This is a genomic window from Salinicola tamaricis, from assembly GCF_003006155.1.
Taxonomy (GTDB): Bacteria; Pseudomonadota; Gammaproteobacteria; order Pseudomonadales; family Halomonadaceae; genus Salinicola; species Salinicola tamaricis.
In genome coordinates this window covers 1,947,285-1,968,068 of the sequence record NZ_CP023559.1, presented here as the reverse complement: position 1 = coordinate 1,968,068, position 20,784 = coordinate 1,947,285, and the positions used below count along the sequence as shown (strand labels likewise).

Genomic DNA, 20,784 nt, shown 5'->3' with positions numbered 1-20,784 from the left:
GCAGCCGAGGCTATACTCGAGCCATCTTGTTTGCCGCACCGCTCTGGCGCTCGCGACCAGACCACGCATCGACCTCGGAGCCCGCCCACGCCATGACCGACCCGCAGCCCCCCAGCGACGCGCTGTCTCTGACTCCCCGCCCCTTCTCGCTCGATCACGCCGAGCTGGGTCAGGCCCTGGCGGCGAGTGCCAACCTGCTGATCATCCAGGACCTCGATGGTGTCTGCATGGGGCTGGTCGACGACCCCCTGACCCGGCATCTGCCGCGCCGCTACCTGGAGGCCGCCGGCGCACTGGCGGGGCACTTCTTCGTGCTTACCAACGGCGAGCACGTCGGCGCCCGCGGCGTCAACGCGCTAGTGGAGGCGAACTTCGACGACCCCGCCGAGGCGCGCCGGAGCGGTTGCTACCTGCCAGGCCTGGCCGCCGGCGGGGTGCAGTGGCAGGACCGCTTCGGGTGCGTGTCGCACCCCGGTGTCAGCGCCGCGGAGCTCGACTTCCTGGCGCGCTTTCCAGCCGAGGCCGAGACCTTTCTCGATGACTGCCTGGCTCGCCCGCCCTTCGCCCTGGACGCCGAGACGCGGGCGCCCCTGATCGCCAGTGCGGTGCTCGATAACCTCGCCTCGCCGACGCTCAACCTCAATGTCTTCCGGCGCCACTGGCAGGCATCGCCTGAGGACTACTGGCAACTGCAGGAGGCGGTCGTCGCGTTCATGCAGGCGCGTCTGGCGGCGGCCGAGGCGGCGGGGCTCGAGGACGCCTTCTTCATCCACTACGCGCCCAACGCTGGGCGCGACACCGCCGGCCAGGAGCGCCCACGCCTAGGTACCGCGGAGGGCACGACCGACTTCCAGTTGATGCTGCGCGGCGCGGTCAAGGAGAGCGGCGTGCTGGCGATTCTCAATCGCTACTATCAGGCACATACCGGGATAGCTCCGCTGGGGGAGACGTTCGACGCGCGCCAGGCCCCGCGCGACCCGCAGGCGCTGCTGGCGCTGGCGCGTGAACACTTCGATCCGGCGCTGATGCCGACGATCGTCGGGGTCGGCGACACGCTCACCTCGGTCACCGCCGCGGAGAGCGGCGATACTCCGCTGCGGGGCGGCAGCGACCGCGGCTTCCTGACCCTGGTGCAGCAGTTGGGGGATGCCTTCGAGCGCCCCAACCGGGTGCTGTTCGTCGACAGCAGCGGTGGCGAGGTGGCCCGCGCCCGGGTCGACGCCGAAAGGCTGGCGCGCCATGCCCGTGACCCCAGCGTCTCGCCGTGGCCGGCGCTGGCCGGCATCAGCGACCCCGACGACCCGCTACGCCTCGATGTGATCTTTACCGGCGGCCACGCCGAGTACGTTGACTTCTTCTGCGAGCTGGCCCGGCAGCGCCGGGCCAGGGTATAGCGTCCGGATTTAGCGTCCCGGATTCATCGTCCCAGGGCCGGCCGCCTGACACCGCCGCTGTCATCCAGGGTGAACCCCCCCACCGTCTCGGCCAGGCGCTGAGACTCCTGCTGCAACGAGGCGGCAGCGGCGGCGGTCTGCTGCACCATGGCGGCGTTCTGCTGGGTCACGCTGTCGAGTTCGGCCACCGCCAGGTTGACCTGGCCGATGCCCTGGCTCTGCTCGCCGGTGGCCGCGGTGATCTCACCCAGCACGCCGTTGACCCGCGCGATACTGGCGACGATCTCGTCCATCGCCGCACCGGCATCGCGTACCCGCTGGGCGCCGGTCTGGGTGCGCTCGGCAGAGGCATCGATCAGCGTCTTGATCTGACGTGCCGCGTCCGCGCTGCGACTGGCGAGATTGCGCACCTCCTGCGCCACCACCGCGAAGCCACGGCCGTTCTCGCCGGCGCGTGCGGCTTCCACCGAGGCGTTGAGTGCCAGCAGGTTGGTCTGGAAGGCGATGCTGTCCATGGTGGTCACGATCTCGGCGATCTGACGCGACGAGGTCTCGATCTCGTCCATGGTCTGGACCACGCTGGAGACCACCTCGCCGCCACGCTGGGCCGCCTCGGTGGCCGAGACGGCCAGCTTGTCGACCTCGCGTGCCGAGTGCGCGGTGTGCTCCACGGTGCCGGTGATCTGCTCGATCGAGGCCGAGGTCTGCTGCAGGCTCGCCGCCATCGAGTCGGTGCGCCGCGAGAGATCCTCGCTGCCACTGGCGATCTCCAGCGAGGCGTGCTTGACCGAGTCGCTGCTGTCGCGCACCTCGATCAGCACCTGCTGCATCTTCTCGGCGAAGGCGTTGAACTGGATCGCCAGCTCGGCGCTCTCGTTGCGCCCGCGCACCGGCAGCCGCTGGGTCAGGTCGCCATCACCCGAGGCGATCTCGTGCATGCGCTGCGCCAGCCGCTTGAGCGGCCGCGACAGGCTGCCGCCGAGCAGCCAGCTCACGAGCAGTCCCAGCGCGGCCAGCCCGGCGCCCACCGCGAGCATCGCCAGGGTATCGCGATGGCGCTGGGCGGCGAGCTGGCGCTGCAGATCGCTGAGCCCGGCCATGGCCACGCTCTCGGGCAGGCGAATCATCAGAATCCAAGGCTTGCCGTCAGCCGGACCGACATGGAACGGCCACGCCATCTCGACCTGTCCGCCCTCCTCGCGCAGCACCGGCTGACCCTGGCGCGCCTGATCGAGCAGCGCATTGGTACTGGCATCGAACACCTCGCCGGCTGGCTTGCCCACGGCCCCGGCATCGGTGGTATAGGCGGTGATACCGCCGCGCGGGGCGATCAGTGTCCAGTCGCCAGCGCCGTCGTAGAGGCCGCGACTGGTCTGCTGCAACAGCCCCTGAATGAAATCGACCGAGAAGTCGACCCCGGCACTGCCGCGGAACTCTCCGTCGACCAGGATCGGCACGTTGAACGAGGTCACCATCAGCGTCTTGCCGTTGTAGTCGAAGGGGTGCGGGTCGACCACGCAGGGTTTCAGGGTCTCCTTGGGGCAGAGATAGTACTCACCCTCACGGATGCCGCCCGGGATCGGTTTCTCACTCTCCATCGAGCTGCCGAGCCGAGCACCTCGATCTTGCCATCGGCGGTGCGGTACCACCACGGCATGAAGCGCCCATCCTTGCCGTAGCCGGCATCTTCACGGCCCTGATAGTAGGCGTCGTTGCCGAAGGCGTTGGGCTCCCAACCGATGAAGGCGTCGAGCAGGTCGGGGTTGTCGACCACCGTCTGGCGCACCAGGTTGGAGAGGCCGTCACGGCTCAGCGACAGCCGGCGGCGGCCTTGATCATCGACCGCCCCCATCAGCGCATTGGTGTTGGCGAGGGAGTGCGCCAGGGTCAGGGCGTGATCGAGCGGCGCCTCGATGCGTTCGGCCTCGCGCCCGGCCACGGCCCGCAGGCGCTCGCGAATACTCTCGGTGAGCAAGGCGTCGGTACGCGCATCCACCAGCGCCTGCGAGCGCGCGTTGGCGTAGACGGTGTACCCCACCAGCGCTGCGACTACGAAGACGATGCACGCCCCCACCAGCAGCGTGACCAGCGTACGTATGGACTTGAAATGCATGAGAGAGTCCCCCGAAAAGGCAGTAGCCCGTGACGCTACGGTCGATCGGCTCACGCCGCTCGAGTCAGCTTGTTCTTTTGAGATTGCCTGGCACCGGTCCGACGGCCCCGAATTCCCCTCGGAGTACCAACACGGTGGCGGCTTGAGAGATATCGCCGTGACCGAAGGAAACTTTAGACACCGCTTGACTAAAGACGCAGTGGGCCTATTCGGCGGCAAGGCGTCACGAGGCCCGGCGTCCATCGTCAGAGGCTAGGAAATGAACGCTACAGTGAGAGCCACGACCACACAGCGCCATGACCGAGGCGTACGCCCCGGTCATCTCCCCGTTTCATGTTTCAGTGCTTTCACCGTTCAGCGCTGGCCGTCTCGGTTCACGCCATACCCGTTCCACTGCTGGCTCGGGGCTAGTGAACCAAGTCTATGACTCAGGGCCGGCCGCCTGGCACCGCCGGTATCGTCCAGCGTGAACGCCCCCACCGTCTCGGCCAGGCGCTGCGACTCCTGCTGCAACGAGGCGGCAGCAGCGGCGGTCTGCGGCACCATGGCGGCGTTCTGCTGGGTCACGCTGTCGAGTTCGGCCACCGCCAGATTGACCTGGCCGATGCCCTGGCTCTGCTCGCCGGTGGCCGCGGTGATCTCACCCCACGCCGTTGACCCGCGCAATACTGGCGACGATCTCGTCCATCGCCGCACCGGCATCGCGTACCCGCTGGGCGCCGGTCTGGGTGCGCTCGGCGGAGGCATCGATCAGCGTCTTGATCTGACGTGCCGCGTCCGCGCTGCGGCTGGCGAGATTGCGCACCTCCTGCGCCACCACCGCGAAGCCACGGCCGTTCTCGCCGGCGCGTGCGGCTTCCACCGAGGCGTTGAGTGCCAGCAGGTTGGTCTGGAAGGCGATGCTGTCCATGGTGGTCACGATCTCGGCGATCTGACGCGACGAGGTCTCGATCTCGTCCATGGTCTGGACCACGCTGGAGACCACCTCGCCGCCACGCTGGGCCGCCTCGGTGGCCGAGACGGCCAGCTTGTCGACCTCGCGTGCCGAGTGCGCGGTGTGCTCCACGGTGCCGGTGATCTGCTCGATCGAGGCCGAGGTCTGCGCAGGCTCGCCGCCATCGAGTCGGTGCGCCGCGAGAGATCCTCGCTGCCACTGGCGATCTCCAGCGAGGCGTGCTTGACCGAGTCGCTGCTGTCGCGCACCTCGATCAGCACCTGCTGCATCTTCTCGGCGAAGGCGTTGAACTGGATCGCCAGCTCGGCGCTCTCGTTGCGCCCGCGCACCGGCAGCCGCTGGGTCAGGTCGCCATCACCCGAGGCGATCTCGTGCATGCGCTGCGCCAGCCGCTTGAGCGGCCGCGACAGGCTGCCGCCGAGCACCAGCTCACGAGCAGTCCCAGCGCGGCCAGCCCGGCGCCCACCGCGAGCATCGCCAGGGTATCGCGATGGCGCTGGGCGGCGAGCTGGCGCTGCAGATCGCTGAGCCCGGCCATGGCCACGCTCTCGGGCAGGCGGATCATCACGATCCACGGCTTGCCGCTGGCGGGACCGACATGAAACGGCCACGCCATCTCGATCTGGCCGCCCTCTTCACGCAGCGCCGGCTGACCCTGGCGCGCCTGATCGAGTAGCGCATTGACGCCGGCATCGAACACCTCGCTGGCGTTCTTGCCCACCGTCTCGGGTCATCGGTATAGGCAGTGATCCCGCCACGCGGGCGACGCAGCGTCCAGTCGCCGGCGCCGTCGTAGAGTGCACTGCTGGCCTCCTTCAGCAGGCCCTGAATGAAGTCGACCGAGAGATCGACCCCGGCGCTGCCGCGGAACTCGCCGTCGACCAGGATCGGCACGTTGAACGAGGTCACCATCAACGTCTTGCCGTTGTAGTCGTAAGGCGCCGGGTCGATGATGCAGGGTTTCAGAGTCTCCTTGGGGCAGAGATAGTACTCGCCCTCACGGATCCCGCTCGGCATCACCTGGGTACTCTCCAGGGTGTCACCCAACGGCAGCACCGCGATCTTGCCGTCGGCGGTGCGGTACCACCACGGCATGAAGCGCCCATCCTTGCCGTAGCCGGCATCTTCACGGCCCTGATAATAGGTGTCGCTGCCGAAGGCGTTGGGCTCCCAGCCGATGAAGGCGTCGAGCAGGTCGGGGTTGTCGACCACTGTCTGGCGCACCAGGTTGGAGAGTTCGTCACGGCTCAGCGAGAGCCGGCGGCGGCCTTGATCATCGACCGCGCCCATCAGCGCATTGGTGTTGGCGAGGGAGTGCGCCAGGGTCAAAGCGTGCTCGAGCGGCGCCTCGATGCGCTCGGCCTCGCGCCCGGCCACAGTCTTCAGACGCTCACGGATCCCCGTGGTCAGCAGCGCGTCGGTGCGCGCATCCACCAGCGCCTGTGAACGCGCGTTGGCATAGACGGTGTACGCCACCATGGCCGCAACCACGAAGACGATGCACGCCCCCACCAGCAGCGTGACCAGCGTACGTATGGACTTGAAATGCATGAGCGCTCCCCGATGGCGAAAAGCGCCGCTCGACGAGCGGCAACGAATCGATTCACCGGGGTTATCGCCCGGGTCAGAGGCAACTTTAGGCAGGGATGCATCGAGGGTCGCCGCCGGATCACCCGGCGTCGCAGGCCACACATCGTCAGACCACACATCGTCCAGACCACACATCGTCTCAGACCACATATCGAAGGGGCGGCAACGGCGGCGGCGTGGCCGCCACCGGTGCACGCGGGCTCAGCCCGCCAGCACGGCGTCGACCAGCGCCTTGGCTTCTTGCTGGATACGCGCGAGATGCGCATCGCCCTCGAAGCTCTCGGCGTAGATCTTGTAGACATCCTCGGTGCCCGAGGGGCGCGCGGCGAACCAGCCCGCCTCGGTGACCACCTTGAGTCCGCCGATGGCAGCACCGTTGCCCGGCGCCTCGGTCAGCTTGCGGATGATCGGGTGGCCGGCCAGCGTCTCGGCGGTGACCTGCTCCGGCGACAGCTTGCCCAGCCGGGCCTTCTGTTCACGCGTGGCCGGCGCATCGACACGCTGGTAGACCGGCGCGCCGTAGCGCTCGGTCAGCGCCCGGTAGCGCTCCCCCGGGTCCTGCCCGGTGACCGCGGTGATCTCGGCGGCGAGCAGGCCGAGGATGATGCCATCCTTGTCGGTCGACCAGGGCTGGCCCTCCAGGGTCAGGAAGGAGGCCCCCGCGGACTCCCTCGCCGCCAAAGCCGAGACTACCCTCGATCAGGCCATCGACGAACCACTTGAAGCCCACCGGCACTTCGGTGACCTCGCGCCCCAGGCCCTCGGCAACACGATCGATCATCGACGACGACACCAGCGTCTTGCCGATGGCGGCCTGGTCGCCCCAGTGCGGGCGGTGGGTGAACAGATACTCGATGGCCACGGCGAGATAGTGGTTGGGGTTCAAAAGCCCAGTGGAGCGGGCGACGATACCGTGGCGGTCGTGGTCGGTATCGCAGGCGAAGGAGACGTCGAAGCGATCCTTGTTCTCGATCAGCCCGGCCATGGCGTGAGGTGAGGAGCAGTCCATGCGGATCTTGCCGTCCCAGTCCACGCGCATGAAGCGGAAGGTGGGGTCGACCGTGGTCGACAGCACCTCCAGCGGCAGGTCGTACTTCTCGGCGATCCGCGGCCAGTAGTGCACCCCGGCACCGCCCAGCGGGTCGACCCCGAAGGTGAGCCCTGAGTCACGGATCGCCGCCATGTCGATGACCTTGTCGAGGCCACCGACATAGCTCTCGATATAGTCGAAACGCTGGGTGGTCGGCGCCGCCAGCGCTTCGGCATAGCTCACCCGCTGGACCTGACGCAGGCCCTCGGCGAGGTGCTCGTTGGCGCGTGCCTGAATCCACTGGGTGACCCCGGTATCGGCCGGGCCGCCGTTGGTCGGGTTGTACTTGAAACCGCCATCCACCGGCGGATTGTGCGACGGGGTGATGACGATGCCGTCGGCCAGGCCGTGGTGGCGGCCCTGGTTGTAGAAAAGGATGGCGTTGGAGATCGCCGGTGTCGGCGTGTAGCCGGGCTCGAAGCCGGTCGCCTCGCAGCCGGCGTCGATACGCACCGCCACATGGTTGGCGGCGAGCACCTCGAGCGCGGAGACGAACGCCGGCTCGGATAGCGCGTGGGTATCCATGCCGATGAACAGCGGCCCATCGATGCCCTGGGCCTCGCGGTATTCGCAGATCGCCTGGGTCGTGGCCAGGATGTGCCACTCGTTGAAGCTCCGCTTGAGCGACGAGCCGCGGTGGCCGGAGGTGCCGAAGGCGACCTGCTGGGCGGGATCATGGGCGTCGGGGCGCTCGCTGTAGTAGCGCGAAACCAGCCGCGGCAGGTTGGCGAGGCTGTGCGGGTCCGGCAAGCGTCCTGCCTGGGGGTCGATACTCATCGTCGGTTCCTTTCGATGGCCTGGGATAGGGTCTGACACGCACGCGCCGGCCAGATTCCCTATAGCAGACCACTGTCGCCAGCCGACAAGCAAGACTCCCCGCGGCCCGGGCAACTCCTCTACACTGCCTACCAACCCCGGCGAGAGGAGCATTGGCTTACGTTTGGCTTGCGCGCATCGCGTGCAGGTCGTGTCCGAGCGGGGTGTCACGTCGCGGGCTGGCCCGGTGCCATTCGGGCCACGGGCCTGCCAGATTTTGCGAGGGGCTGCATGGTTTATGCCGATTTGCTGCTGGACGCGATCTGCGTCGTCAGCGCGGAGGGCGCTTCGTGTCGGTGAGCGCGGCGTGTGAGCGGATCTTTGGCTATACGCCGGAAGAGATGGTCGGCATGCGCATGCTCGATCTGGTCCACGAGGAGGATCGCGAGCGTACCCGCGCCGCCGCCGAGCGGGTGATGCACGGCGGCATCGAGACCCATTTCGAGAACCGTTACCGCCGCAAGGATGGCGGGATCGCGCATATCATGTGGACGGCACGCTGGTCACAAGCCGACGGGGTACGCATCGGCGTGGCCCGCGACGTGACCGCGCTCAAGCAGGCCCAGCAGCGCCAGGCGGCAGTCTATGCGATCTCGGAAGCGGCGCACCTGTCGGCCGACCTGACGGATCTGGCGGCACGTATCCACGCCATCATCAGCACGCTCATGCCGGCAGAGAATTTCGCGGTCGCGCTGAATGAGGTCGACCGCGACGCGCTGAGCTATCTCTACCATGTCGATGAGCGCGCCGCCCCGGGGGCGCCGCCGCCCATGAGCGCCGATACCCTGTGTGGCCAGGTCATCCGCCATGGTCGTGAGCTGTTGCTACCGGCCCAGACCGAGGCGCTGACGGCAGGCGCAGCGCGTGAGCTGCTGGACAGGGACGGCGCGCACTCCTGGCTGGGCGTACCGCTCAAGAGCGCCGACCGCACCATCGGCGCGCTGGTGGTGAAAAGCTACGACGACAGCCAGTCCTACGACGAAGAGGACCGCGACCTGCTGCAGTTCGTCTCGATCCAGGTGGCCCAGGCGATCGTGCGCAAGCGCCTGTTCCAGCGTCTGGAGTACATGGCCCGCTACGACGGGCTCACCGGCCTGGCCAACCGCGAAGCCTTCCACGAACGGCTACGTGCAGCGCTGGCGCTGCCCGGCGTGCCCCCGAACCACCTGGCGGTGCTCTATCTCGATCTGGATGGCTTCAAGCGCATCAACGATACACACGGCCACGCGCTGGGCGATACGTTGCTCGAACTCGCTGCCCGGCGCCTGTGCCACGCTGTCCGCGAATCCAGCCTCGTGGCCCGCCTGGGAGGGGACGAGTTCGCCGTACTTCTCCAGAATCTGCGTGCGCCGGCAGAGGCCGAGCGCGTGGCGGCGACACTGCGCCACGCGCTGCGCCAGCCATTCGACGTCTCGGGCCAGCGTCTACAGGTGGGCGTGAGCATCGGTGTCGCGGTCTATCCGCGGGATGGCACCAGCGCCGAGGCGTTGCTGCGCCGGGCCGATCAGGCCATGTATGCCGAAAAGCGAGCGTCACGCACGACGCCGGACACCGACTGACAGGCCCACGCTGACTCACCGACCGCCCGTCTGCGCGCCGGCGGCCAGCGGAGAGCGTCACCGCGCGCCATGCTCAGCCACATGCCGAGCCCTGCGCGCTGCACTCCACGGAGGCGGCCACCGGCCGCGTCTTCACCCCCGCCAGCACCAGCGCCGCGCCGGCCAGCAGCAGGGTGCCGGCGGTGGCGCAGACGGCCAGCACGCCGCCGATGCCGAAGACCACGCCCCCCACGGCAGCGCCCAGGGCGATCGCCAGCTGGATCGAAGCCACGATCAGGCCGCCGCCACTCTCGGCTTCATCCGGCACGACACGGGTGATCCAGGTCGACCAGGCCACCGGCACGGCACCGAAAGCGAAGCCCACAGCGCGACCATGAGGGCATCGGTCCCCATCGAGAAGCCGCCCAGCGTTGCCAGCAACCAGCCCAGCGAGCCCATGACCAGGGGCATCAGCAGCAACGTCAGACGCAGGCTGCGCTCGAGCAGATACCCCGCGGCCAGGGTCCCGACGAAGTTGGCCACCCCGAACGCCAGAAGGGTCGATGAGAGCGCATTGATCCCCATGTGCGAGACGCCCTCGAGAAACGGACGAACATAGGTAAAGAAAGCGAAATGGCCACAGAACACCAGCAGGATGGCGACGATACCGACCATCATGCCCGGTCGTTTCATCACGCTGACCAGCGTGCCGAGCGGCGTGGGACGCTCCGGCGTCATGCGCGGCAAGGTGACGTACTGGAAGATCAGCGTCGCTACCGAGATCGCCGTCGCGAGCAGAAAGACGTTACGCCAGCCGAACAGATCGCCGAGATAGCTGCCCAGCGCCGCAGCACTGATGGTGGCGATGGGGACACCGGCGAACAGCAGCGATAGCGCCCGCGGCACGTCGTGCTCTGGTACCAGTCGCATGACGGTAGCGGCGGAGAGCGCCCAGAATCCGCCCAGCGCGATTCCCAGCAGGACCCGGCCGAGCAGCAGCCAGGCCAGGCCGGGGGCGAACGCCACGACCAGGTTGGCGGCGATCATCAGCAGCGAGAATGCCAGCAGCACGTGGCGGCGATCGAGTCGCTGGGTCACCGCGGTCACCAGCAGGCCGGAGAGCAGCGCGACCACCGCCGTCACCGTGACGGCCTGCCCCGCCTGGCCCTCGCTGATCGCCAGCGAGTCCGCCATCGGGGTGAGCAGGCTGGCCGGCAGAAACTCTGCCATCACCAGGCTGAACACGCCCAGGGTGAGGGCGAGTACCGCGAACCAGCGCGAGGGTGGCGCTGGCTGGGCAGTGGGCAAGGGAGTCGACATGACGGCAGTCTCCAGAAGTGACAGTACAGAACGGCCGCGGTGGTCGAAGACGAGGAGCGCGGCAGCTCTAGCGTGCCGGCTAGACTAAAGTATTAAACGAAGAGCCACTATCGACGAAAATCCACGATGCTTGATCAAAACTCCGAGAATCGATCAACAGCGCTCAGCCGCCTCGACCATGCCCGGCTCGATCCTGCTCATCCGCCCCTTGGACGTTTGACCCGTTCTCTTCCAACCCCTTCTCTGCTGAGCCCTGCTCTGCTGAACCCTGCTCTGCTGAACCATAGTCGCGCTCGACCCGGGCGATACGCGTGCGATAGGCCGCGTACCAGCGCTCCCGCCCCAGGCGCTGGGCCTCTCGGTGGTCGATGTCACGCTTCCACGCGCGGATTGCGTCGAGATCGGCCCAGTAGGAAACGGTGATCCCAATCTCCTCGCGCGCCGATTCGACGCCCAGGAAGCCGGACTGGGCTTGAGCCAGCGTCAGCATCCGATCCGCCATGGCCGCGTAGCCTGCCGTATCGTCACTCATCAGCGAGGTGAAGATGACCGCGTAGTACGGCGGTTCGGGGGTATCAGCGAGCATGACGGACTCCTCTCGATGGATAGGCGGTAGAGATACGGCGACGCGTCCGGGAGCCGTCGACGCCGGCCAGCGCTCACGTTATTCCTGGCGCTGATCAGCGTCGATGCCGCGCGCGAGATCGGCGGTCTGGCGCTGTGCCCGGCGCCAGGCTGCGGGAGAGCCTGGCTCGAAGCGCTGCCATACCCGTCGCAGCTGTCGATCATCGCCGAATCCGCTGCGCTCGGCGATACACGCCAGGCTCCAGTCGGTCTCGCACATCAGCTGGCGCGCCTGCTGGAGGCGCAGACGCGCCAGATAGTCGCCCAGCGAGAACCCGGTCAGGGCGCCGAAGCGCCGCCGCAGCTGGCGCTCGCCGAGGGTGGCGACACGCGCCATCTCCTCAAGCGTCCAGGGCCGGGCGAGATCGGCGGCGAGCGCATCCTGCAGCCGATGAATGCGTGTCCCGACGTGATTGCGGCCCTCCAGCCAGATGCCGAGCTGGGGCTCCTGACCGCTGCGCCGCCAGTAGATCACCAGTTCCCGCGCCACCTGCTGAGCCAGACGCTGCCCCTGATTGAGCGCCAGCCAGTGCAGCATGGTATCGATGCCGGTGGAGATCCCGGCGCTGGTGAGATAGCGGCCATCCTCGACGAAGATGCAGTCGCCGCGCACCCGGGCCAACGGCGCCAGCCGGCGCAGCTCATCGAGCAGGCTGTGATGCGTGGTACAGCGGCGACCATCGAGCAGCCCCGTCGCCGCCAGCAGCAGCGCCCCGGAGCAGACCGCCATCAGGGTGCGGCAAGCGGGCGCCTGCTGCCGCAGCCAGTCGCCGGCGTGGTGCTGCAGCGCGCTGTCGATATGCGCCCGGTACTGCCCCGGCACCACCAGCAGGTCGAGCGCCAGCGGCGCCTCGGGCAACGCCTCGATGCCCGTCAGGGCCAGCGGCCCCAGCCACGGCAGCGACGCCTGCGGGCCGAAGAAGCGCAGCGCCAGCGGCGCGCCCAACTGCACGGCGCTGAGCAGCACCTGCAACGGCCCGGCCAGGTCCAGCGGCACCTGACCGGGCAGCATCAGCACCCCGACCCGAAGATCCGCGCCCGCTACCACCGCGCTCACGCGACCTCGCTTGCGCCGCGCCACTCCGCGGCCAGCATGTCGACATCGACGATGCGCGCGAATCGCCCCTCGAGCACCAGCTCGGTACGCGCGCGAATCTCCTCGGCGCTCCAGGTGCGCCCGGCACGGGACATGGGGAAAGTCAGCGTTGCCGCGCTGACGAAATCGATCGCGAAGCCCAGGTCCGAGCCGACCCGCGCCGTGGTTTCACAGCACTGCTCGGTACGGATGCCGCTGATCGCCAGGCGTTCGATGCGATTGAGCCGTAGCCAGCGCTCCAGCCCGGTATCGCTGAAGGCGTTGTGCGCGGTCTTGTGGAAGGTGACGGCGGCGTCATCGTCGAAGCCGGCCAGCGGACGAATCAGGCCACTCGTAGGGTCGAAGGGTGTCGCGCTGCCCGGCGCCTGGTGGAAGATACGCACCAGCGGCACGCCGGTTTCGCGGGCGAGGTCGAGCAGGCGGCGCTGGTGCGGGCGCCAGCGCTCGGCGAGTGCCTCGTCCCAGTAATCGCGAGCGGGAAAGGAGGCCTGAACATCGATCAGCAGCAGGGCGGTGGCGAACATGAGGAACTCCTCGAACAGGATAGAGCCGAAGCGGCCGGAGCGTTCAGACTAGCGCCGCGTCCGTGCCGACCACGAGGGCAGCGGCGCCCCGATAACGGACATTTTCGGACGTCTCTTCCTCAGGCGCCACGGGGTCCGACACGCGCCGCCAGATCAGCGCCGGCGACACGCGAGTTGTGCCCTGCCCGCCCGGCTTCTACGTTGTGTAGCGTGGGCGGCGTCGCGACGCCGCTCGACACGACGGCGCAAGCCACACACGGAAGTCATGCATCAGTTAAAAGAGAGAGCGATATGGAAATCACACTGCACAACGACGGTATGGATCGCGACGAATTCCATCAGCTCGCCGCCGGCGAAACCGGCGAGACGCTGCGCCACGCAGCGAAGAACCAACTGGGCAGCGACAATCTCTCGGAGAATCAGGTCAAGGCGATCAAGGACGAAGGCGGTGAAGCCTACGAGCAGTTGATCCGCCGCATGACCGAGCACGCCCTGGCGGTGGTCAAGCTGCCGCTGGATACCCCGATCCGGCTGTCGCTGGACTTTGCCGGCGGCGTCAAGGGTTGAGGCAACACCCGCCCGCGCGGGTCTAGGCGCGGGCGGGGGCGCCTGGCTAGAATCACAGCTCCGGTCTCCGAGGCGTTTACCAATTCGGCGAGCGCAGACATTGTGTAGACACCCTCTCAGCGCCCGCGACGAGGAAACCCAGCCATGCCCCGCCTGCCCCGCTTCACCCGTACGCCGCCGGCAGCCGAACCCGCCACGCCGGCGGCGGCCCAGGACACGCCCCCGCCCGTAACCGCCGCTGACGCCGTGGTCATCGAGCATGCCGAGGCCTATAGCGACACACGCTTCTGGCGAAGCTGGCCCGTTTCGGTAGCCGTGCGGGACGCGGCGTGGCACTCAAGTCGCTGCAGCTCTACTTCGTGCTCAAGCGCCCCGACGTCCCGATCTGGGCCAAGTCGACCATCATCGGCGCGCTGGGCTACTTCATCTCGCCGCTGGACGCGATTCCCGATGTCATCGCCGGCGTCGGCTTCACCGACGATGCCAGCGTGCTGGCAGCGCACTGGTCGCGGTCTCGATCATATCGACGAAGAGGTCGAGCGCCAGGCAGCCGCGGTGCTGGCGCGCTGGTGGCCCGAGTCATCCGAGTCACCGCCGGCCTGAGGGCCTGCTGCCGCCGGCTCTGGTCTGCTAAGCGCCTGTCACAGCCGCTAGACGACGTGGGCTTCTCCGCCGGCAGGGCGTCGCGAGGGCGCCGTGAACCCCTCCCTGGGCGCTACCTTTGCCATCCCTGGCAAAGGACCCTCGCTTTACCCTGCCCCCGGCGCTCATCGTCAGAGGATTTGGACATGGACGCTAAAACGAAAGTCTACATCGACCGGCAAAACCGCTAGATTGGAGCCGGGCACCGCGCCAATGCGCTGCCGCCCCCATCAGGTCAGCACCAACAACAATGCCGTCGGAGACAACGATGACCCAGGACAGCGCTTCTCCCGCGCCCAGCTCCCCCACCGCCTCCCACCCGCAGGCTCCCGGCGCCGAGCGTCTGCGCGATGTCGACTACCTGCCGCCGCTGCGCAAAGCGATTCCGCTGGGTATCCAGCACGTGCTCGCCATGTTCGTCGCCAACGCCACCGTGCCGCTGGTGATCGCGGGCGCCGCCGGGCTCTCGGGAGCCGACACGGTGTTCCTGGTGCAGATGGCGATGTTCGTCGCCGGAGTCGCCACCCTGGTGCAGACGCTGGGCCTGGGGCCGGTGGGCGCGCGCCTGCCGATCGTCATGGGCACCAGCTTCGGTTTCGTGCCGGTGATGATCCCCATCGCCACCACCCAGGGCTTGCCCGCGGTGTTCGGCGGCGCGCTGGTGGCGGGCTGGCGATGGCCACGGTGGGCTGTTTCTACCGCCGTCTGAGCGTGTTCTTTCCGCCGGTGGTGTCGGGCACCTTCGTGCTGCTGATCGGTCTGCTGCTGCTGCCGGTGGGGTTCTCCTACGTCGGCGGGGGATTCGGTGCGGCGGACTTCGGCGCCCCCCCCATCTGCTGCTGGCAGCGCTGGTGTTCGGGGTCACCGTCGCCTTCCATCAGTTCGGGCGCGGCTTTCTCTCCGAGGCGGCGGTGCTGATCGGCATTCTGGTCGGCTGCGTGGCGGCGGCACCGCTGGGTCTGCTCGACTTCTCGGGGGTGGGCGAGGCGGCCTGGTTCCAGCTACCGATCCCGCTGCAGATGGGGATCACCTTCGACCCCACGGCGATGCTGGCGATCGCGCTGATGGCGGTGGTGACCTGCGCCGAGTCGATCGGCGACATCTCAGGGACGGCAATCGGCGGTGCCGAACGCGAGGCCACCCCGCGTGAACTCTCCGGCGGGGTGATGGCGGACGGCCTGGCCAGCACCTTCGCCTCGCTGTTCGGCGGCTTCCCGCAGATCAGCTTCAGCCAGAACGTGGGGCTGGTGGCCTTTACCGGCGTCGCCAGCCGCTTCGTGGTGGCGATCGGCGGGGCCTTTCTGATCGCTGCCGGGCTGATGCCCAAGCACGGCGCGACGGTCTCGGCGATTCCCGCCGCGGTGCTCGGCGGCGCGGTGGTCATCATGTTCGGCATGATCGCCAGCGCCGGGTCAAGATGCTCTCCCATGCGACCTTCGACAAGCGCAACATGCTGATCGTTGGGGTCTCGCTGGCAGTGGCGATCGGGCTGCCGGCGCAGAAAGGGCTCTACGCCGCCGCGCCGGCGCAGATCGGCGTGCTGATCGACTCCGGCCTGATTCCCGGGGCGATCGTCCGATCGTGCTCAACTTGGTGCTGCCGCGCCGCGCCTCGTCCTAGGGTGTTTCTAAGGCAGATGTTTCAGGAGAGCGCCGCCGCACCGGCCCGATGACGCCGCACCGCCATCGCCACCAGTGCGATCCAGCCCAGCACCAGCAGGGCCAGCGTCAGGGTGGCGGGCTCGCCGTGTACGCCAGCGCGCCGAGCAGCGTGCGTGCGTTGACCACCACGATGGCGCCGCCGACGATCACCGCCAGCAGGCGCGCCGGCAGCAGGCGTACGATCCACGCCGCCAGCGGCGCCGCAGCGAGGCCGCTCAGGGCGAACACCGCCACCCACTGCCAGTTTGATGTCATCGAGCCCCAGCGCCAGCACGAAGCCGAGCGTGCCGGCCACGGTGACGAAGAATTCGCTGGTATCTACCGAGCCCACCACCTTGCGCGCCTCGATGCCACGGTGGGCCAGCAGCACGGGGGTCGAGATTGGCCCCCACCGCCGCCACCGACGCTGTCGAAGAAGCCGGCGACCAGCGACAGCGGGATCAGCTTGGCGCGGGAGACATTCCGGCGCGGCTGCCGCGACGCCAGATCGAACAGATAGCGGGCGATGATATAGAGCCCCAGCAGCAGCAGCCCGAGCGAGATCACCGGCTTGATCGCATCGCCAGGCACGTTGCTGAGAAAGCAAGCGCCGACGAAGGCACCGACGCCGCCCGGCAGCATCATGGTCTTGACCAGGCGACGGTCGACGTTGCCGAAGCGCCAGTGGGCGGTCCCCGACGCCGCCGTGGTCGCCACCTCGGCCATGTGGATCGAGGCCGAAGCGATCGCCGGGGTGACCCCGAGCGCCAGCAGCATTGATGAAGAAGTCAGCCCGTACCCCATGCCGATCGCCCCATCCACCAGTTGGGCGATGAAACCGGCGATACCGAAAATGATCAGACGCTGCATGCCGTTCTCCCGAAAATCGCTGCGCGCCAGCCGTAGCAGAGTCTCCGGCCACACGCTTATACTTGAAATGACATAAGAAACGCGATCAATATAACGGAGGCCCCGTTTAGCGCGACAATCTCGATTTCCGATATGCATATCGAGCCTGCCGCTATGAAGACGATGCCCCTGGCTACGACGAGGTCACTTCCCACTCACCCGACGAGACGGCGCCATGTCCTTCGACACCACCGCGTACAACCGCCAGATGACCCACTTCGACGGCACGACTCGGTTTGGCTGTTTGGCTATGGCTCACTGATCTGGAAGGCAGACTTCGACTATCTGGAGCGCCGCCCGGCCGCGATCCGCGGCTGGACCCGGCGTTTCTGGCAGGGTTCCCACGACCACCGCGGGACACCCGAGGCCCCCGGACGCGTATTGACCCTGGCCGAGCAGGCAGATGCGGTCTGCCACGGCATGGCCTACCGCATCGCACCGCGGGTGTTCGAGCCGCTGGATATTCGCGCGAGAAGAACGGCTATCTGCGCGTGGTCACCCGCATGGACTTCATGGACAGCGCCACGCCGGCCACGGCGGAGGGGGTGGTCTACCTCGCCGGGGCCGACAATGCCGCCTACCTGGGCCCGGCATCGGAGGCCGAGATCGCGCGTCAGATCGCTGCCTCACACGGCCCCAGCGGGCCCAACCGCGACTATCTGCTCAATCTCGCCCAGGCCCTGCGCGAGCTGGGCTGGGACGACGCCCACGTGTTTGCCCTGGAGCGCGAGCTGAATGCCTTGGAAATGGCTCACGCAAGAGACTGCGCGCGAGACAGGCCGAGAGATAGATGAGAAGTCGCGCAGGCATCCTATCTGCTGCAAGCCAGGACAGCAGACAGCGCATACGCGGCACCGCGGGGGCGGCCACCGGGAGAAGCACGGCGGCGATCTGCGGGCGTATTCAGATATCGGCGAGCTGCGCCAGGGCCTCGTGCAGGCGCTCGGTAGAGGCCGGCCGCACCCGCCGCGCGATCTCTTCGCCGTCGTGCAGAAAGATCAGGGTGGGCCACAGCTTGACCCCGAAGGCGCGACCCAGCGGGCGGCCCTTGCCATCCTCGACCTTGAAATAGGGCGCCTCGAAGCCGGCGAAGGCTTCGGCGATCAGCGGCTGCGCCGCCTGACACCAGGGGCACCAGGAGACACCGAACTCGATCACGCCGGGCCGCGCATCTCGCGCAGCGCAGTGAGCTCGGGAGCCTGGGGCGTATAGTCGATGGGCAGCATGGCCTCACTCCTCGTCGAGCGGCTGGAGACCCTCGGCGAATGCCTGCCAGCGCTTGACGTAGTGCTCGGCGGAAGCTTCCAGCGCGGCGCGGGCATCGGCGTCCAGGGTACGTATGGCCTTGGCCGGCGCGCCGACGATCAGCGAGCCATCGGGGAACTGCTTGCCCTCGGTGACCAGCGCTCCCGCGCCGACCAGGCAGTGCTTGCCGATTCTGGCGCCGTTGAGCACCGTGGCGCCCATGCCGATCAGGGTATGGTCGCCCAGCTCGCAGCCGTGGAGGATGGCGTGGTGACCCACCGTGCAGCCGGCGCCGACACGCAGCACGAACCCCGGGTCGGTGTGCAGCATGCAGCCTTCCTGATATTGCTGCCGGCACCGATGACGATGCGCTCGTTGTCACCGCGGAGCACCGCGTTGAACCAGATGCCCACATCGTCACCCAGCTCGACGCGACCGATCACATGTGCCCCGGGGGCGATCCAGTAGCGCCCGCTGGCGGGGAGCTGGGGGCGATGGTCGCGATAGGCGTATAGCGGCATGGCGGACTCCAGAGATAACGCGAAAACGCTGATGGTCCCTCGCGCCCCCCTTCTACGCCAGGCGACTTTAGCCGCCCAGGTCGCTCATTCCTGACGCTGGGGCAGGCGCGCCGCGCGGGTTCAGGCGGAGCCGTCCTGGCGCCGGTCGTCGCTGACCGAGGTGCTCAGGCTGCTGGCGCCGTAGAGATTCTGATGCGGGCTGGTCTCGCTCTCGGCACTCATCGAGAACGGCAGCAGCGCCGAGACGATGACGGCGGCCAGCATCGAAAAGAGACGATTGAACACGTTCATGACCACTCCTTGATCTTGTCACTGGCGGTAAGGCGACTGCGGCGTTCGCCGCAGGACCTAGTTAGCATGCTAAACAAAATGCCGGCCGTCAAGTCCATCGCAGCCGGACCCACCGCCTGACGTCGTGGATAGGGACGATTTCTCGGCTTTGTCGACATCTATCATGGCACTGAGGGGACTAGCTCATTAAACTAGTGACGCATTCGCGTTCGCGCCTGTCCGTATCCATCAGACAGAGAACCTTCATGAAATTGCGTCACGGCATCACGCTCTGTTCCCTGCCGACCACCCAGGCAGGAGCGGCATCCGGCGATACCCCCAACGTCGACGTGGTTCTCATCGGGGGCGGCACCATGAGTGCTACCCTGGGAACCCTGCTGCAGTCGCTGCAACCCGACTGGTCGATCCAGCTGTTCGAGCGGCTGGATCGCGCCGCCGAAGAGAGTTCCAACGTCTGGAACAACGCCGGCACCGGTCACTCGGCCTTCGCCGAGATGAACTACACCTCGCCCCAGCCCGACGGCAGTGTCGACATTCAGCGCGCCATCGGCATCACCGAGCAGTTCGAGGTCTCGCGTCAGTACTGGGCCAGCCAGGTGCGCGACGGCGTGCTCTCCGAACCGCGCTCGTTCATCAATACCGTGCCGCACCTGAGCTTCGTATGGGGCCAGGATCGCGTCTCGTTCCTGAATGCGCGCTTCGAGGCGATGCACCGCAACCCGCTCTACGCCGGCATGGAATACGCCGAGGACCCGGCCAAGATCGCCGAGTGGATCCCGCTGGTGATGAGCGGGCGGGAAGGTTCTGACCCGGTGGCGGCCACGCGCATGCCGATCGGCACCGAGGTCAACTACGGCGAGCTCACCCGGCAGATGATGGACTCGCTGGCCCAGCGCGACAATTTCGAGCTGTCGCTCAACACCCAGGTGCGCGATCTCAAGCGCAACGCCGATGGCAGTTGGAAGGTAACGGTCGCCAAACCAGCGACGGCGGCAACGAGCGCAGCGTCAACGCGCGCTTCGTGTTCATCGGCGCCGGCGGTGCGGCGCTGCCGCTGCTGCAGAAGTCGGGTATCCCCGAGGCCAAGCAGTACGCGCGCTTCCCGGTGGGCGGGCAGTTCCTCTACACCACCAACCAGGAAGTGGTCGCCAAGCACGACGCCAAGGTCTACGGCCTGGCGCCGGCCGGCTCGCCGCCGATGTCGTGCCGCACATCGACAAGCGCATTCTCGATGGCACCCCGGCGATCATGTTCGGCCCCTTCGCCACCTTCTCGAGCAAGTTTCTCAAGAACGGCTCGTGGACCGATCTGATGCGCTCGATCACCCCCAGTAACCTGTGGCCGATGACCAAGGTCGGGCTGGATAACCTGGATCTGGTGCGCTATCTGATCAGCCAGCTGCGCATGTCCGAAGAGGACCAGTTCGAAGAGCTCAAGGGCTACTATCCCGAAGCCAAGCGCGCGGACTGGAAGCTGTGGACCGCCGGCCAGCGGGTGCAGACGATCAAGGACGTCGAGGGCAAGGGCGGCACGCTGCAGTTCGGCACCGAGCTGGTGAGCGGCGCCGAGGGCACCATCGCCGCACTGCTGGGCGCTTCCCCGGGGGCGTCGACGGCGCCGTCGATCATGCTGCGCCTGATCGAGGAGGTGTTCCCCGAGCAGGTCAAGAGCGAAGCGTGGCAGAGCAAACTGCGCGAGCTGGTGCCCTCCTACGGGCAGGCGCTGGCGTCCAACCCGACGCTGCTGAGCGAGGTCCGTGCGATGTCGCGGGAGCTGCTCGAACTCGACGAGCCCGACCTGGGGCAGGCGGCCATCGACGCCCCCTCCCCGCGTCAGCACTAGACGTCAGCACTCAGCACCAGGACGCACTCCTCGTCGCCCCTGCCAAGCGCCCGCCGACCTCCGGCGG

25 protein-coding genes and 3 pseudogenes are annotated in these 20,784 nt (G+C 67.6%); 10 read left to right on the top strand and 18 right to left on the bottom strand.

Going from position 1 to position 20,784, the window contains the following annotated elements; genetic code table 11:
• The first annotated feature begins 92 nt into the window (after positions 1-92).
• Positions 93-1,394, top strand: coding sequence for a glucosylglycerol 3-phosphatase (gene stpA, locus CN538_RS09060; RefSeq protein WP_106420601.1), 1,302 nt, complete (start codon positions 93-95; stop codon positions 1,392-1,394).
• 23 nt (positions 1,395-1,417) lie between these two features.
• Here the strand turns inward: stpA and CN538_RS09055 are convergent, their stop codons facing one another.
• The 8 genes and pseudogenes from CN538_RS09055 to pgm all read right to left on the bottom strand — a co-directional run bounded on the left by CN538_RS09055 (position 1,418) and on the right by pgm (position 7,919).
• Positions 1,418-2,992 (bottom strand): methyl-accepting chemotaxis protein, encoded by a 1,575-nt coding sequence (locus tag CN538_RS09055; RefSeq protein ID WP_340638304.1) that lies wholly within the window; start codon positions 2,990-2,992, stop codon positions 1,418-1,420.
• Positions 2,920-3,507 carry a PDC sensor domain-containing protein gene (locus CN538_RS25170; RefSeq protein ID WP_340638303.1) on the bottom strand — a complete coding sequence of 196 codons (588 nt, stop codon included), beginning with the start codon at positions 3,505-3,507 and terminating at the stop codon, positions 2,920-2,922. Before CN538_RS25170 ends, CN538_RS09055 begins: the two co-directional genes overlap by 73 nt.
• 354 nt (positions 3,508-3,861) lie before the next feature.
• The gene (locus tag CN538_RS25165) at positions 3,862-4,173 is read right to left on the bottom strand and encodes a hypothetical protein (protein ID WP_164999556.1); all 312 of its coding nucleotides are present in this window, start codon (positions 4,171-4,173) and stop codon (positions 3,862-3,864) included.
• Positions 4,148-4,480, bottom strand: a complete 333-nt coding sequence (locus CN538_RS25160; protein WP_242495774.1) for a methyl-accepting chemotaxis protein — start codon at positions 4,478-4,480, stop codon at positions 4,148-4,150. The genes CN538_RS25165 and CN538_RS25160 overlap by 26 nt, the downstream gene beginning before the upstream one ends.
• Positions 4,423-4,839, bottom strand: a complete 417-nt coding sequence (locus CN538_RS25155) for a HAMP domain-containing protein (RefSeq protein WP_242495714.1) — start codon at positions 4,837-4,839, stop codon at positions 4,423-4,425. Before CN538_RS25155 ends, CN538_RS25160 begins: the two co-directional genes overlap by 58 nt.
• On the bottom strand, positions 4,806-5,027 hold the full coding sequence (locus tag CN538_RS25150) for a hypothetical protein (protein WP_164999554.1): 222 nt from the start codon (positions 5,025-5,027) through the stop codon (positions 4,806-4,808). The genes CN538_RS25155 and CN538_RS25150 overlap by 34 nt, the downstream gene beginning before the upstream one ends.
• Positions 5,027-6,013, bottom strand: coding sequence for a PDC sensor domain-containing protein (locus CN538_RS25145; RefSeq protein ID WP_129591335.1), 987 nt, complete (start codon positions 6,011-6,013; stop codon positions 5,027-5,029). Before CN538_RS25145 ends, CN538_RS25150 begins: the two co-directional genes overlap by 1 nt.
• 240 nt (positions 6,014-6,253) lie before the next feature.
• A pseudogene (pgm, locus tag CN538_RS09045) lies at positions 6,254-7,919 on the bottom strand (phosphoglucomutase (alpha-D-glucose-1,6-bisphosphate-dependent)).
• Between the two features lie 203 nt (positions 7,920-8,122).
• Between pgm and CN538_RS09040 the strand changes: the two are divergent.
• Positions 8,123-9,517: a diguanylate cyclase domain-containing protein gene (locus tag CN538_RS09040; protein ID WP_277985135.1), complete on the top strand. Its 1,395-nt coding sequence runs from the start codon at positions 8,123-8,125 to the stop codon at positions 9,515-9,517.
• 73 nt (positions 9,518-9,590) lie between these two features.
• Here the strand turns inward: CN538_RS09040 and CN538_RS22595 are convergent, their stop codons facing one another.
• The 5 genes from CN538_RS22595 to CN538_RS09020 all read right to left on the bottom strand — a co-directional run bounded on the left by CN538_RS22595 (position 9,591) and on the right by CN538_RS09020 (position 13,060).
• Positions 9,591-9,824, bottom strand: a complete 234-nt coding sequence (locus CN538_RS22595; RefSeq protein WP_242495713.1) for a hypothetical protein — start codon at positions 9,822-9,824, stop codon at positions 9,591-9,593.
• Positions 9,791-10,816: an MFS transporter gene (locus CN538_RS09035; RefSeq protein ID WP_242495712.1), complete on the bottom strand. Its 1,026-nt coding sequence runs from the start codon at positions 10,814-10,816 to the stop codon at positions 9,791-9,793. The genes CN538_RS22595 and CN538_RS09035 overlap by 34 nt, the downstream gene beginning before the upstream one ends.
• Positions 10,817-10,979: 163 nt before the next feature.
• On the bottom strand, positions 10,980-11,402 hold the full coding sequence (locus CN538_RS09030) for an antibiotic biosynthesis monooxygenase family protein (protein ID WP_340638301.1): 423 nt from the start codon (positions 11,400-11,402) through the stop codon (positions 10,980-10,982).
• A 78-nt stretch (positions 11,403-11,480) separates the two neighbouring features.
• Positions 11,481-12,497, bottom strand: coding sequence for a GlxA family transcriptional regulator (locus CN538_RS09025; protein ID WP_277985134.1), 1,017 nt, complete (start codon positions 12,495-12,497; stop codon positions 11,481-11,483).
• Complete coding sequence (locus CN538_RS09020) at positions 12,494-13,060, bottom strand: isochorismatase family protein (RefSeq protein ID WP_106419211.1); 567 nt, start codon at positions 13,058-13,060, stop codon at positions 12,494-12,496. Before CN538_RS09020 ends, CN538_RS09025 begins: the two co-directional genes overlap by 4 nt.
• Before the next feature lie 291 nt (positions 13,061-13,351).
• Here CN538_RS09020 and CN538_RS09015 point away from each other — a divergent pair, with 291 nt between their 5' ends.
• The 6 genes from CN538_RS09015 (at position 13,352) to CN538_RS22590 (ending at position 15,941) form a co-directional block, all read left to right on the top strand.
• Entirely contained in the window at positions 13,352-13,627 is a 276-nt protein-coding gene (locus CN538_RS09015; RefSeq protein ID WP_035475106.1) for a hypothetical protein, read from the top strand.
• Positions 13,628-13,956: 329 nt separating this feature from the next.
• Positions 13,957-14,460 carry a YkvA family protein gene (locus tag CN538_RS09010; RefSeq protein ID WP_164999553.1) on the top strand — a complete coding sequence of 168 codons (504 nt, stop codon included), beginning with the start codon at positions 13,957-13,959 and terminating at the stop codon, positions 14,458-14,460.
• A gap of 77 nt (positions 14,461-14,537) precedes the next feature.
• The gene (locus tag CN538_RS24320) at positions 14,538-14,978 is read left to right on the top strand and encodes a solute carrier family 23 protein (RefSeq protein ID WP_277985133.1); all 441 of its coding nucleotides are present in this window, start codon (positions 14,538-14,540) and stop codon (positions 14,976-14,978) included.
• Entirely contained in the window at positions 14,945-15,187 is a 243-nt protein-coding gene (locus CN538_RS24315; protein WP_277985132.1) for a solute carrier family 23 protein, read from the top strand. Before CN538_RS24320 ends, CN538_RS24315 begins: the two co-directional genes overlap by 34 nt.
• The gene (locus tag CN538_RS24310) at positions 15,121-15,726 is read left to right on the top strand and encodes a uracil-xanthine permease family protein (protein WP_277985131.1); all 606 of its coding nucleotides are present in this window, start codon (positions 15,121-15,123) and stop codon (positions 15,724-15,726) included. Before CN538_RS24315 ends, CN538_RS24310 begins: the two co-directional genes overlap by 67 nt.
• Positions 15,720-15,941, top strand: coding sequence for a hypothetical protein (locus CN538_RS22590; protein WP_242495711.1), 222 nt, complete (start codon positions 15,720-15,722; stop codon positions 15,939-15,941). Before CN538_RS24310 ends, CN538_RS22590 begins: the two co-directional genes overlap by 7 nt.
• Here the strand turns inward: CN538_RS22590 and CN538_RS21000 are convergent.
• On the bottom strand, positions 15,911-16,300 hold the full coding sequence (locus CN538_RS21000; protein ID WP_207233705.1) for a hypothetical protein: 390 nt from the start codon (positions 16,298-16,300) through the stop codon (positions 15,911-15,913). The genes CN538_RS22590 and CN538_RS21000 overlap by 31 nt on opposite strands.
• Entirely contained in the window at positions 16,249-16,779 is a 531-nt protein-coding gene (locus tag CN538_RS20995) for a sulfite exporter TauE/SafE family protein (RefSeq protein ID WP_207233704.1), read from the bottom strand. The genes CN538_RS21000 and CN538_RS20995 overlap by 52 nt, the downstream gene beginning before the upstream one ends.
• A gap of 214 nt (positions 16,780-16,993) precedes the next feature.
• Here CN538_RS20995 and CN538_RS08995 point away from each other — a divergent pair.
• A pseudogene (locus CN538_RS08995) lies at positions 16,994-17,612 on the top strand (gamma-glutamylcyclotransferase).
• A 109-nt stretch (positions 17,613-17,721) separates the two neighbouring features.
• Here CN538_RS08995 and CN538_RS08990 read toward each other — a convergent pair.
• The 3 genes from CN538_RS08990 to CN538_RS20340 all read right to left on the bottom strand — a co-directional run bounded on the left by CN538_RS08990 (position 17,722) and on the right by CN538_RS20340 (position 18,875).
• Positions 17,722-17,976 (bottom strand): thioredoxin family protein, encoded by a 255-nt coding sequence (locus CN538_RS08990; RefSeq protein ID WP_207233703.1) that lies wholly within the window; start codon positions 17,974-17,976, stop codon positions 17,722-17,724.
• 72 nt (positions 17,977-18,048) lie between these two features.
• Positions 18,049-18,393 carry a gamma carbonic anhydrase family protein gene (locus tag CN538_RS26715; protein ID WP_479725169.1) on the bottom strand — a complete coding sequence of 115 codons (345 nt, stop codon included), beginning with the start codon at positions 18,391-18,393 and terminating at the stop codon, positions 18,049-18,051.
• A 311-nt stretch (positions 18,394-18,704) separates the two neighbouring features.
• Positions 18,705-18,875 carry a hypothetical protein gene (locus tag CN538_RS20340; protein WP_164999552.1) on the bottom strand — a complete coding sequence of 57 codons (171 nt, stop codon included), beginning with the start codon at positions 18,873-18,875 and terminating at the stop codon, positions 18,705-18,707.
• A 245-nt stretch (positions 18,876-19,120) separates the two neighbouring features.
• On the opposite strand from CN538_RS20340, the pseudogene mqo reads away from it, so the two are divergent.
• Positions 19,121-20,717: pseudogene (mqo, locus tag CN538_RS26190) on the top strand (malate dehydrogenase (quinone)).
• The last annotated feature ends 67 nt before the right edge of the window (positions 20,718-20,784 follow it).